The following is a 12,820-nucleotide window of genomic DNA, read 5'->3' as shown; positions in this document are numbered from 1 at the left end:
AACAGCTGTGATTAAAAGAAAATCAAAAGAAAACAAATGGTTTTACTTTTTCAATACGTTAATTCTTGTGTTGTTTTCTTTATTAATTATCGTGCCAATTTGGAATATTTTAGTTTCCTCAGTTTCGTCAAGTTCGGGTTTAGCCGGTAAAGGCTTGGTTTTATGGCCGAAAGGATTTACGCTAGAAAATTATCGGAAAGTTTTTTCGGATAGTAGCATTCCGCGAGCGTTTTTGATTTCTGTTTTAAAAACAGTCATCGGTGCGTCGACGCATACGCTGTTCTGTGCAATTGTCGCCTATGGACTTAGTAAATCTAGACTAGTCGGGCGTAACATTTATACAACGATGGGTGTCATTACAATGTACTTTGGTGGGGGCATGATTCCCACGTATCTTTTGATTAAGTCATTAGGACTCTTAGATACCTTCTGGGTATATATCATTCCAGCTTTATTTAGCTATTATGATGTAGTTATCTTAATGAACTTTTTCCGAGAAATTCCACCATCTTTAGAAGAATCCGCCAAAATAGACGGCGCCAGTGAGTTTCAAATTTTTTATAAAATCTTTTTACCTTTAACAAAACCGGCATTAGCCACCATTATTTTATTTAATGGGGTAGGTCAATGGAATGACTTTATGACCACGAAATTATATATTACCAAAGAATATCTGTATCCATTGCAGATGAAAATTTATGAAATTATTGTTCAATCAAACTTGAGTACCATGACAGAGAGCGGCAGTACAGATATGGTGGTGCAGGCAACGACACGTGGTGTTCAGCTGGCAACAATTGTCATTACAACGATACCAATTTTAATCATTTATCCATTACTACAAAAACACTTTATCGGCGGTATGATGGCCGGTGCAGTAAAAGAATAAAGAAAGTAGGGAACAATATGAAAAAAGTTTTAGGCGGTTTATTGGTGGCAACGGCGGTCGTTAGTTTAGCGGCATGTAGCGGTGGGGAAAAGAAAGCTAGCTCAGATGTCTCAATTAAGGATCGGTATGAATTAGATGAAAAGACGCCTGCTTGGAAGTTAGATAAGAAGAAAGAACCGACCAAGATTAAATGGTATATTAACTCAGATTGGACGGCGCTGCCTTTTGGAAAAGACGTGACCACTGCGCAGATTAAAAAAGACTTAAATGTGGATATTGAATTTATTTCCGGCGATGATTCAAAATTAAATGCCATGATTTCAAGTGGAGATATGCCTGATATCGTGACATTAACTGAAAAAACTGGACAAGCAGCATTGAAAGCAGATTCTTGGGCCTATTCTTTAAACGATTTAGCTAAAAAATATGACCCCTATTTAATGAAAGTTGTTAACCAAGATACGTTTAAATGGTATGCCTTAGAGGATGGAAAAACATATGGTTACCCTAATTACTCTAATACAAAAGCGGATTATGAAAGTGGAAATATCCCAGTAAATGATAATTTTGTTATTCGTGAAGATGTCTATAATGCATTAGGCAAGCCAGACGTTTCAACACCAGAAAATTTTGAAAAAGTCATGCAACAGATTAAAGAAAAATATCCTGAGATGACCCCAATGGGCTTCACCACAGTGGGCGATGGTGCAGGACCATTTTTAGACAAATTACAAGACTTCTTAGGTGTTCCTTTAGAGGATAAAAATGGTAAATACTATGATCGAAATTTAGATAAAGAATACTTAGAATGGTTAAAAACATTTAATGATGTTTACCGAGCAGGCAATATTAGTGATGATAGCTTCACAGATGATGGGGCAACGTTTGATGAAAAAGTGAAACAAGGAAATTATGCAACCATGCTCGTTGCTGGAACCAGTGGTCAAGGTGGGAACTTCACAGAATTTATGAAAAAATCTGGCACACGTTATATAGCCATTGATGGACCAAGTAGCACTTCTGGCCGAAAACCAACATTAAATCAAACTGGCATTTCAGGTTGGTTAAGTAATTACATTACGAAAGATGCGAAAGATCCAGCGAAAGTCACTCAACTATTCACATATTTAATTGATGAACCGGGACAAATTTTAACAAAATATGGTGTTGAAGGAGTTACTTATGCGTACAATGATCAAGGAAAAATTGATTATTTACCAGAAGTGAAAAAATTAGAACAAACAGACAATGATGCCTACAACAAAAAATATGGCATTAGTCGTTTCCTATACTTTAACAACGACCGTGTCAATAAACTAAAAGTGCCAATGGAAAGTGCTTTAACGCAAATGCAAGAATGGGGCAAAGGAAAATTAGTCCCACATTTCGTAATTGAAAATATTAATCCAGATGCAGGAACGCCGGAAGCTCGGGCGAATGAAGCGATTGAAACCAAACTAAATACAACCGTTATTTCAATGATTCGTGCGAAAGATGATAAAGCCTTTGACAAATCTTTAGAAGACTACAAAGCATTCTTAAAATCAAATAAATGGGATGCAATTGAAAAAATAAAATCTGAGAAAATGGCGGAAAACAGAGACAAACTTAAGTAAGAGAGGAGGAGAGAAAAGCGGATAAAGCAACGAGAAATCCGCTTTTCTCTTTTAATATGAATAAGCTATTTGCATATGAAGGTTGGTATTATCGGATTTTTTCTTTTATTGCCAACTTGATCATTATTAATTTTCTCTTTTTAATTACCTGTATAACAGGCATCTTTAGCGGTGTCGGCTTAATTGCGTTGTATCGAACGATCTATCGTTTGTATCGTGAAAAAGATATTCCTGTTTTGCGAACGTTTTGGACAGCATTAAAAAATAACATCATGCGAGGTTTTATTTTAACAGGTGTCTTGTTCGTTGCTTTTTTACTGGGCGGTATTGTCGTAACAAGTTTATTTAAAATAGCCACTAGTTTAGGTTTCTTAGCTATTTTTCTATTAAGTTTTGTTGCATTATTTTTGACGAGTTTTCTTTTTCTCTTTTCCGTTTTTAATTGGTCCGTTAAAAAGACACTAGGTGAGACGGTTTATGTGGTCTTAAGTAATAGTGCAAATGCGATTATTTTGTTTATTTTACCTCTTTTAACGTTTGTTTTTTTCTATAAGCTTAATTTGTTTTTATATATTGCGTTAGGATTCGGGACAACGGCTTTTCTTCAAGTAGCGTTTTTTCAGAAAGTGTTAGGTGTGGAACATGAATGAGTATTTTGAGTTTTGGGAAAAGACTAAGGAAGAACTTCAAAAAATACCGCTAGATATTCATCGGCGGGTCATTGACTATCCATTGGAAAATGTTCAAGTGGAACAGGTCGACTTTTTAAGTTTCCTAGGTGAGCGCATCTTTGGCTATTTGTTACTTCCTAAAACGGCGGGGAAACAGCCAATAGTGATTGATTGTTTAGGCTATATGAATCATATTCAAGAACCTTGGCAATTTGCTCATTGGACACAAATTGGTTGTGCTTGTTTTGTCATTGATAATCGAGGTCAAGGGGGATTAACCAAAGATCGCGTGCCATATCAAACAATTTGGCATGAAGCACCAATGGGACGAGGATTTCTAGACAAAGAAGATTGGTACCAACGCCGCTTGTTTGCCGACCATTTACGTAGCGTAGAAGTGGTGCGGACCTTTACTGAAATTAATCAGGACCAAATCATTCTTCGTGGTGGTTCCCAAGGGGGTGGCGTAGTGTTAATGGTGAACAGTTTAGTCGACTTCCCGATTTTAGCTACTTTTGCAGATGTTCCAAGTCATTCTTGTTTAGAAAATAGAGTAGCAGAAGGAACGGGTTCGTATCAAATTATTCATCAGTACTTACAAGAGCATCCTCAAGCGCATGAAAAAATTGCCGCGGTCCTTCCTTATTTTGATAGTCGTCACTTTGTTTCGCAAATTAAAAATCCAGTCTTTGCTTCTGTTGGGAGTCACGATCCGATATGTCCGATGAAAGATTTTTTCCCTTCTTATCATCAGATAAAGGCAAGAAAAGCAGTCAGAGTGTATTGGAAAAAAGGCCATGGTGGCGGTGAAACAACCCAGATCCGTCGTGAGATGCGTCAAATTCAACAACTATTGCAGGAGGTTAAAAATGAAAATAGCTACGTATAATGTCCGGGTAGATACAGAGTATGACCAAGATTGGCAATGGTCTTTTCGTAAAGAGGCTGTTTGTCAGTTAATCAATTTTCATGATTGGAGCCTTTGTTGTATTCAAGAAGTACGACCGAATCAAGTCAGGGATTTAAAGGCGTATACAACATTCACCTGTCTTTCTGCGGAAAGAGAAGGGAATGGTCAAGGAGAAGGACTAGCGATTCTCTATAACGAACAAAAAATTCAGGCTATTGATACAGGGTATTTTTGGTTATCTGAAACACCTCAGCAGCCAAGTATCCATCCTGAAGCTGGCTGTCCAAGAATTGCTTTGTGGGGACTATTTAAGGAAACGACTCAAAATACGCCTTTTTTAGTCATCAATGTTCACTTGGATCATATTTCAGCTCATGCTCGTTTAGCAGGAATGACCGTTATCTTAGAGGAGTTACATGACAAAATTGCACAGTATCCAACTTTATTAATGGGCGATTTTAATGCAGAGTCGGAGGAAGCGGTTCATCAACTTGTTCAAAAAAAATTTCAAGATAGCAAAAATTTAGCTACTCATTATGGCCCAAGAGGAACATTTCAAAATTTTATTTACACAAAACCTTGGGCGGAATTAGAAGAAATTGATTATATTTATGTAAAAGGTTGGCAAGTACAGCAAACCGCAAGTTTAACAGATAGTATCGATGGACGTTTTCCCTCCGACCATTTTCCTTTAGAAGCAGAAGTATGTATTGAAGAAAGGTGAAAGTATGAAAGAAAATCAACTGATTCAATTAGTCGAAGAAATGACGATTGATGAGAAAATTAATCAATTATTACAATTAGCAGCAGCGTTTTATTCAGATAAAGCAGAAGAAAAGACCGGCCCTATGTCAGAGCTAGGACTAAGTCAAGAAACGATTGATACGGCTGGGACAACACTGGGTGTTTCTGGTGCAAACGAAGCAAAACGTGTTCAAAAAGAATATATGCAAAATCATCGATTAAATATTCCAACACTTTTAATGGCGGATATTATTCATGGTTTCAGAACCATCTTTCCGATTCCTTTGGCTTTAGGAAGCACTTGGGATGAAGCAGCGGTTGAAAAAATGGCGGAGATTTCAGCAAAAGAAGCTGCTGTTTCAGGATTACATGTAACCTTTTCACCAATGGTTGATTTAGTGCGCGATCCACGTTGGGGACGTGTCATGGAGTCAACAGGTGAAGATCCATTACTCAACAGCCGCTTAGCTGCTGCAATGGTTAGAGGTTACCAAGGAGAAAATTTAAAAGAAGACAATTGGCGAGTAGCCGCGTGCGTGAAGCACTTTGCGGCATATGGTGGTGCCTTAGCTGGTCGGGATTATAATACGGTAGATATGTCTGAACGGCAGCTAAGAGAAATGTATTTACCTGGCTATAAAGCTGGATTAGATGCGGGTGCAAAACTTGTCATGACGTCCTTCAATACAGTGGATGGGATTCCTGCTACAGGCAACCAATGGCTGTTTAGAGACGTATTACGAAATGAATTTGGCTTTGAAGGGGTTGTGATTTCAGACTGGGGAGCGATTAAAGAATTAATTCCTCATGGCGTTGCCAAAGATGAAAAACAGGCAGCAGAATTGGCTATCAAAGCTGGTGTAGATATTGAAATGATGACCACGTGTTATCCAGATTATTTAAAAGAATTACTTGAAGAAGGCCGGATTGCTGAAACACTTATTGATGAAGCAGTTATGCGAATTTTAAAACTAAAAAATGAGCTAGGCTTATTTGAAAATCCCTATCGTGGTGCGGATGAACAAGCGGAAGCAGAAGTGATTTTAAGCAAAGAACATCGAGAAATAGCTAAAAAGATTGCTCAAAAATCAATGGTTCTTTTAAAAAATGAAAATATTTTGCCTTTTACACCGCAAGAAAAAATCGCGCTTGTCGGCCCAGGGGCCCAATCACAAGATATTTTAGGGGCCTGGTCATGGCAAGGAAAGAAAGAAGAAACCATTTCCCTCGTGGCTGGGGCCCAAAAATTAACCACAAATCTTCTAGTTGCCCAAGAACCCTTTGATTACTTTGAACCGACCGCGGCGGCCATTGAAGAGGCTTTAACGTTAGCTAGTCAAGCAGATAAAGTAGTAGTGGCACTAGGCGAAACAGATTGGATGAGTGGGGAAGCTGCCAGTCGCAGTGATATTCGTCTACCCGAAAAACAATTAGCAGTAGTGGCACAAATTATTGAGAAAAATCCCAATGTTGTTGTCACGGTCTACAGTGGCCGGCCCTTAGATTTACAAGGGATAGATGTTGCAAAAGGAATTGTGCAAGCTTGGCAACCTGGAACAGAAGGGGGCAATGCGCTAGCAGAAATTTTGTGGGGACAGTACAATCCAAGTGGTCGTTTAAGTATGTCGTTTCCAGAAACGGTTGGTCAAGTGCCAATTTTTTACAATGTCGACAATACTGGGCGTCCTTATGAGTCAGCACCAGAAGAAAAATATGTTTCTAAATATTTAGATGTCTCTAATTACGCTAAATATCCCTTTGGATTTGGCTTAAGTTATAGTCATTTCTCTTATCAACCAATTCAACTAAGTGCATTAACATTTACCAAAGAACAACCAGTCATGGTCTCTGTTTTAGTAAGAAATGACAGTCCAATCGCTGGAGAGGAAACCGTGCAATTTTATGTACGTGATTTGGTGGGACAAGTGGTTCGCCCAATTAAAGAGTTAAAAGATTTCCAAAAAGTTTGGCTGGAACCAAAGGAAGAAAAAGAAGTTCAGTTTCTTCTTTCAGAGGATATGGTGCGTTATGTTCATTCAGACAATCAGGTAACCAGTGATGCAGGTGAATTTATCGTAATGATTGGTGGAAATAGTCGCGATGTACAAACCGCAACAGTCACGTTAAATGAATAAGATGGGAAGGATAAGTTATGCAGATAAAGAAGCTTAAGCAAGCAGACACAGTCGCTACATTTCTAGAGACAGGTGATTTAAAAGAATTGAACAGCTGTGGCATGATGATTAATCAATTAGAAGGTAATCCTTTAGACGGCAGTATGAATCAACTCTATTTGCGGATAATTACAGGGGACACAATTAATTATCGACCAATGATTGGTTCCAACAGTCAAAGTGATTTTTATCTTTCAGATAATCAATTGACATGGCGGGGTGAATTTGAAGCGGTTCGTTACCAAGTTGACTTTCGTTTGGGGCCAAGCAATCAATGGTTCTGGCGGGTTAATGTCACTGGAACTGGCTTAGTAGATATTGTTTATGGTCAAGATATTGGCTTAGCGACAAAAGGAGCCGTTCAGTCAAATGAAGCGTATGTGTCGCAGTATCTTGATCATCACATTTGGCAAGAGGGCGAAGAGCTTGTTGTTTTATCAAGACAAAATCAACCGCAAAATGAGAAGTTTCCAGCCTTTATTCAAGGGAGTTTTCAAAAATTAGCAGGCTACTCAACGGACGGCTATCAATTTTTCGGACGTTCATTTAAACAAACAAACACACCAGAAGCATTGAGGAAAAGATATTTAGCAAATGAAGTCTATCAATATGAATTTGCTTACACCGCTTTACAAACGGAAGCCGTCCAATTAACGAATGAAAGTAAGGAATTTGTTTTTTATGGTGCGGTAACAGAAACACATTCGCAAGCATTAGCTGAACCTTTTTTATCGAAAGAAGACTTACAAGCTATTTATGAAACTGTGACATTCGATTCATTAGAAGAAACACAGGACTCTCCTCCGAAACTTTTAGGAGAACCTATCACAGGAAATCCATTAACAGAAGAAGAGTTGGCCGCACTTTATCCCCTTCAGACACAAATTGAAAAAGTAGGAGGTCAGACGTATTCCTTTTTCACGGAAAATTACCATCACGTTGTTCTTCAAGAAAAAGAAATTGCCATGGAAAGAGCGCATGGCCACATTTTATTAAGTGGTAAAGGATTAACGGTTGACGAACCCTTGCTTAGTACGACAGTGTATATGTATGGCGTTTTCAATTCACAAGTGGTTTTAGGAAATACAACCATGAACAAATTAATGAGTAATAGCCGAAACGCTTTAAACGTTATGAAACGCTCTGGTCAACGAATCTACATTTTAGAGAATGGCTTATGGCGCTTACTAACAATGCCTTCTGCTTTTGAAATGGGGTTGAACTCTGCTACGTGGTATTATAAGTTGCCAAAGGATACAATTCGAGTACGCACCTTCACTTCGCCTGATTCAAGAGTGATTCAATTGGAAGTGACCAGTCAAAAGGATGCATATATGTGGGCTGTTTCTAACCATTTGTTATTAGGACCGGAAGAAGTACCAACCTATCAATTAGAACAAACTGGCAAAACGCTTCGAGTGACGGGAAATCATTCTGCTACAGAAAATTATTACCCAGAACTAACCTATGCATTGACAGTTGATAAATCATTTCAAGTAACCGATAGCACATTATTTGGTGGAGCTGAAGCGGACTTATTAGTCTTGGCAATCGAAAAGACCCAAAAATTTTCACTACTTATTACGGGCAGTATAGAGGACCAATCATTAGTCAATATACCATTAGATTTTGAAAAAGCAGAAAGTCAATATTTAGCATTCATTAATGGCTTGTTGCATCATTTTGAGTTAACACACACAGACTCAAGTGTGCAGCAAATGAATCAATTGACTCGTTGGTATACTCATAATATGCTCGTTCATTATTTGTCGCCACATGGCTTAGAACAATATGGTGGAGCAGCTTGGGGCACACGAGATGTGTCGCAAGGACCGACAGAATTTTTCTTTGCGACACAACAGCCTAAGATCGTGGCCTCCATTATTCAGCATCTATTTGAAAATCAATTTGAGGACGATGGCAACTGGCCGCAATGGTTTATGTTTGACCGATACGAAGAACAAAAAGCCAGTGAAAGCCATGGCGATATTATCGTCTGGCCGTTGAAAGTAGTGACTGATTATTTGGAACAAACTGCAGATTATTCAATCTTAGCTACGGAAATCCCTTATACAAGTCGCAAAGATAATCACAAAACAAAAGAAACAGCATCTTTATTTGAACATTTGAAAAAAGAAATAAATTATATTGAACAACATTTTTTACCAGAAACTTTTCTATCCTGTTACGGTGACGGCGATTGGGATGACACGTTACAACCTTATGATAATCGTCTTAAAGAGCAAATGGCTAGTAGTTGGACCGTTGCCTTAACGTATCAAGTGTTGAAAAAATTTGCGGCTTTAATTACGGAAATCGATGCTACTTATAGTCAACACTTAGCAATTTTAGTCGCAGGAATAAAGAACGATTTTCAAAAATATATGTTGGCGGATGAAACGATTCCAGGGTTTATTTATATGGAAACGCCAGAAACTTTTGAACAAATGATTCACCCAAATGACCAAAAAACAGGGATTCAATATCGATTATTGCCAATGACTCGTAGTATGTTAGCCGAATTATTAACACCGGAACAAGTAAGTCATCATTTAGAAATTATTGAAAAAGAATTAACGTTTCCTGATGGCGTGCGTTTAATGAACAAACCAGCGAACTATCGAGGCGGTGTGAGCACTAATTTTAAACGAGCAGAACAGGCGGCTAATTTTGGTCGCGAAATTGGTTTACAGTATGTTCATGCGCACATTCGCTATACAGAAGCGATGGCGAAAATTGGTCAGCGAGACAAAACCTGGCAAGCATTAATGCAAATCAATCCAGTTCAATTAAAAGAAGTGGTTCACAATGCAGAGTTACGCCAAGCCAATGCCTATTTTAGTAGTTCCGATGGCGATTTTAAAACAAGGTATGAATCACAAGAAAATTTTGGTAAACTAAAAGATGGAAGTATTGGGGTAAAAGGTGGTTGGCGAATTTATTCAAGCGGGCCGGGAATTTATTTAAATCAATTAATTACAGCTGTTTTAGGGATTCGGCAAAAGGCCCAAAGTGTGGTTTTCGATCCCGTGTTACCAGAAAAATTGTCTGGTTTAGCACTAACTTACCAATTGTTTGATAAACCTGTCACATATAAATTTTATCCAAATCAGTCAGCGAAAATAGTTATCGATGGTCAAGAAGTTCCGTTTAAGTTTGAAGAAAACCCTTATCGAGAAGGGGGAATAGAAGTTCAAAAAGACGAGGTGCTTTCATTATTAAATGAAGCAAGTGTTATTGAAATTTACCATTAGAAAGGAGAGTAGTCCATGGTAGGAATTAAAGATATTGCAAAAAAAGCAGGCGTATCAATCTCGACCGTTTCTTACGCATTGAATGGTAGTTCAAAGGTAACTGAAGAAACACGAACGCGCATCCAAGCAATTGCTGAAGAGCTAAACTATGTTCCTAACATGGCCGCTCGCACATTAAAACGTCGTCAAACCAATATTATTGGTGTCTATTTGGCCGATTATGGCGGTAGTTTTTATGGTGAATTGTTGGAGGGGATTAAGAAAGGCTTAGCACTGTTTGATTATGAGATGATTGTCTGCAGCGGTAAAAAGTCACATCTTTTCATTCCTGAAAAAATGGTGGATGGGGCAATTATTTTAGATTGGACATTTCCAACAAAAGAAATTGAAAAGTTTGCTGAACGAGGCCATTCGATCGTTGTCCTTGATCGAACCACTGAGCATAGGAATATTCGGCAAGTTCTCTTGGATAATCGTGGCGGTGCCACGCAGGCAATTGAGCAATTTGTCAATGTGGGTTCAAAAAAAGTTCTTCTGCTTTCTGGACCAGAAAAAGGTTATGATAGCCAAGAAAGATTGGCTGTTAGTACACGAGAATTAACTCGTTTTGGGATACCTTATGAAATTATCCAAGGCGATTTTACCGAACCTTCTGGCTATGCGGCTGCTAAAAAAATTTTGAGTCAACCACAGACAGAACCAGTCGATGTTTTTGCTTTTAATGATGAAATGGCGATCGGTGTCTATAAATATGTTGCAGAAACAAATTACCAAATGGGGAAAGACATTCGGATTATTGGTTTTGATAATTCTGAACTAGGTGCGTTTGTGCAACCGCGATTAGCAACAATTGCCTATTCTAAACATCGATGGGGCATGGTGGCTGCAGAGAAAATTATTCATTTAATGCGGGGAGAACCTGCTGAGAGCGAACACATTTACACTCGTTTTATAGAAGGAGAATCTTTTCCGTCTGAATAATAAATAAAAAGTTTGGTCCAATGCTAGCTAAGCTAGCGGACCAAACTTTTTTCTGTAATGGTAATTTCTTCTGATGCAATGGGTTCATCCAGACTGAGAAGGCGATCTCTAAATTTAAAATGGACCGGCTTATTCTCATTAATAAATTCATACGGGTAAGCGCCTTGGATTGTTTCACCAGGATTGATTTCATCTGCTAAACGATCTAATTTGTCTTGGAAAGGTGAATCTGTTAAGACTGCATATTGTAAATTTTGGGCTTTTCCGTGGACAGTTTGACTAACTTCCATAAAACTTTGAATCATTAGCTGAATATTTTGTGTTTTTTCGGTTGTATTGGTTAATTCAAACAGGACATAAAACATTGGTTTGCCTTGATAATCTTTTCCTTTATGCAAGGCAGTTAAGGCTAAACGACCATCTGGAACCAACAATGTTCGATTTTCATACGTCCCAATACTTGTCGCCAACACTTCATCAGGTGCGGGCGCACTTTGACTTGCTGGGCTGCCACTTACAGTTGAACAAGCACTTAATAAGGTACTTAGAACGAGTAAGCTCATTAAAATGTAGGGTTTCCTCATATAAAGTCCTCACTTTGGTTGATTGACTATGTAAAAAACAAATTGCTTGTATCTATATAAAAAAGAGTGCTACAAGCAATATTTTAATCGTAGTTCTAGTAAATAGCAATACTTTTATCAAAATTCATGTTTGGAAATATAATTTGAAAAATATTTTTAACTAACAGAAAAACATTTCTAACAAAAAGTATTGGCTCAAAGTAAAGAGATCGTTTTGTTAGAAATGAGAAATGGCAACATAAAAGTTTTCTATTTTTCTGCAATTAAGACAGTTTCAAAAGTGAATTCACTAGGAATATGATTCGCAATTGAGTATTCAAAAATATGTCCATTGCCTAGGTAAGCAATTTGTTCTGCACGCATCAGGAAATCATTATCGGTTAAGTTTAAATATTTTTTTTCCAACGCAGAAGGACGGATCCCAGAAATGCTGACCCGCGCACTTTGAATTTTTTGATGCAATTGTTCCGAAATATATTGATAAATGGAGACTTTCAATTCTTTCATTGTCAAGTTCGGAATTAAAGCAACGGGCATCCAAGTGTATTCAATAATTGAGGGCACATCTTCGATAATCCGTAAACGAATAATTTTGTAGACTAACTCTTCTTCTGTAATACTTAATTTTTCAGTCACCCAAGGCTCAGGTACTTCTGTTGCAAAGCCTAAAACCACGGATTCAACTTTTCCATCGTAGGTTGAGTAAGTGCCGGTTAACGGAGAAAATTTAGTAATGGTTCGATTTTGAAAGTCTTGAACAAAGCTGCCCGAGCCACGTCGTCTGACAACATAACCTTCTTGCACAAGCAAATGTAAGGCTTTTGTAATGGTTAGTTCGCTGACCTGATATTTTTCTGCAAGAAGACGACCTTGGGGTAACTTTTGATTAATGGGATAAACACCTGCTTCAATATCCTGTTTTATAGCTGCATAAATTTCTTTATAACGTGTATTTGTCCGCATCAGAGTCCTCCTTTATCACCAGTATTTCTCTCAT

Annotated in this window: 10 protein-coding genes; 8 read left to right on the top strand and 2 right to left on the bottom strand. The window is 38.0% G+C overall.

Annotation, left to right across the window (positions count from 1 at the left end; translation table 11 throughout):
* The first annotated feature begins 7 nt into the window (after window positions 1–7).
* The 8 genes from IGL80_RS08830 to IGL80_RS08795 are packed head-to-tail and all read left to right on the top strand — an operon-like array spanning window position 8 to window position 11,239.
* Complete coding sequence (locus tag IGL80_RS08830; RefSeq protein WP_002357901.1) at window positions 8–889, top strand: carbohydrate ABC transporter permease; 882 nt, start codon at window positions 8–10, stop codon at window positions 887–889.
* Window positions 890–906: 17 nt separating this feature from the next.
* Window positions 907–2,505, top strand: a complete 1,599-nt coding sequence (locus IGL80_RS08825; protein WP_002357899.1) for an ABC transporter substrate-binding protein — start codon at window positions 907–909, stop codon at window positions 2,503–2,505.
* Window positions 2,506–2,561: 56 nt separating this feature from the next.
* On the top strand, window positions 2,562–3,155 hold the full coding sequence (locus tag IGL80_RS08820; RefSeq protein WP_002357898.1) for a DUF624 domain-containing protein: 594 nt from the start codon (window positions 2,562–2,564) through the stop codon (window positions 3,153–3,155).
* On the top strand, window positions 3,148–4,065 hold the full coding sequence (locus IGL80_RS08815) for an acetylxylan esterase (protein ID WP_002385975.1): 918 nt from the start codon (window positions 3,148–3,150) through the stop codon (window positions 4,063–4,065). Before IGL80_RS08820 ends, IGL80_RS08815 begins: the two co-directional genes overlap by 8 nt.
* Entirely contained in the window at window positions 4,046–4,810 is a 765-nt protein-coding gene (locus IGL80_RS08810) for an endonuclease/exonuclease/phosphatase family protein (protein WP_002360525.1), read from the top strand. Before IGL80_RS08815 ends, IGL80_RS08810 begins: the two co-directional genes overlap by 20 nt.
* Window positions 4,811–4,814: 4 nt before the next feature.
* Window positions 4,815–6,965, top strand: coding sequence for a glycoside hydrolase family 3 N-terminal domain-containing protein (locus IGL80_RS08805; RefSeq protein ID WP_010708228.1), 2,151 nt, complete (start codon window positions 4,815–4,817; stop codon window positions 6,963–6,965).
* Between the two features lie 17 nt (window positions 6,966–6,982).
* Window positions 6,983–10,258, top strand: coding sequence for a GH36-type glycosyl hydrolase domain-containing protein (locus IGL80_RS08800; protein ID WP_002360523.1), 3,276 nt, complete (start codon window positions 6,983–6,985; stop codon window positions 10,256–10,258).
* A 15-nt stretch (window positions 10,259–10,273) separates the two neighbouring features.
* Window positions 10,274–11,239: a LacI family DNA-binding transcriptional regulator gene (locus IGL80_RS08795; RefSeq protein WP_002360522.1), complete on the top strand. Its 966-nt coding sequence runs from the start codon at window positions 10,274–10,276 to the stop codon at window positions 11,237–11,239.
* A 32-nt stretch (window positions 11,240–11,271) separates the two neighbouring features.
* Here the strand turns inward: IGL80_RS08795 and IGL80_RS08790 are convergent, their stop codons facing one another.
* Both IGL80_RS08790 and IGL80_RS08785 read right to left on the bottom strand, forming a co-directional pair.
* The gene (locus tag IGL80_RS08790) at window positions 11,272–11,802 is read right to left on the bottom strand and encodes a DUF5067 domain-containing protein (protein WP_002384665.1); all 531 of its coding nucleotides are present in this window, start codon (window positions 11,800–11,802) and stop codon (window positions 11,272–11,274) included.
* A gap of 270 nt (window positions 11,803–12,072) precedes the next feature.
* On the bottom strand, window positions 12,073–12,786 hold the full coding sequence (locus IGL80_RS08785; protein ID WP_002366529.1) for a GntR family transcriptional regulator: 714 nt from the start codon (window positions 12,784–12,786) through the stop codon (window positions 12,073–12,075).
* Window positions 12,787–12,820: the final 34 nt, after the last annotated feature.

Source organism: Enterococcus sp. DIV2467a (assembly GCF_050532945.1).
Classification (GTDB): Bacteria; Bacillota; Bacilli; order Lactobacillales; family Enterococcaceae; genus Enterococcus; species Enterococcus faecalis.
Note: the sequence above shows the minus strand (reverse complement) of the source record. Positions and strands in the feature narration are given on the sequence as shown.

What these genes read in the sequence shown, in the direction of transcription:
- IGL80_RS08825 (WP_002357899.1), top strand. Translation starts at nt 907, where the DNA reads ATGAAAAAAGTTTTAGGCGGTTTATTGGTGGCAACGGCGGTCGTTAGT.
- IGL80_RS08790 (WP_002384665.1), bottom strand. Translation starts at nt 11,802, where the DNA reads ATGAGCTTACTCGTTCTAAGTACCTTATTAAGTGCTTGTTCAACTGTA.
- IGL80_RS08810 (WP_002360525.1), top strand. Translation starts at nt 4,046, where the DNA reads ATGAAAATAGCTACGTATAATGTCCGGGTAGATACAGAGTATGACCAA.
- IGL80_RS08800 (WP_002360523.1), top strand. Translation starts at nt 6,983, where the DNA reads ATGCAGATAAAGAAGCTTAAGCAAGCAGACACAGTCGCTACATTTCTA.
- IGL80_RS08815 (WP_002385975.1), top strand. Translation starts at nt 3,148, where the DNA reads ATGAATGAGTATTTTGAGTTTTGGGAAAAGACTAAGGAAGAACTTCAA.
- IGL80_RS08820 (WP_002357898.1), top strand. Translation starts at nt 2,562, where the DNA reads ATGAATAAGCTATTTGCATATGAAGGTTGGTATTATCGGATTTTTTCT.
- IGL80_RS08785 (WP_002366529.1), bottom strand. Translation starts at nt 12,786, where the DNA reads ATGCGGACAAATACACGTTATAAAGAAATTTATGCAGCTATAAAACAG.
- IGL80_RS08795 (WP_002360522.1), top strand. Translation starts at nt 10,274, where the DNA reads ATGGTAGGAATTAAAGATATTGCAAAAAAAGCAGGCGTATCAATCTCG.
- IGL80_RS08805 (WP_010708228.1), top strand. Translation starts at nt 4,815, where the DNA reads ATGAAAGAAAATCAACTGATTCAATTAGTCGAAGAAATGACGATTGAT.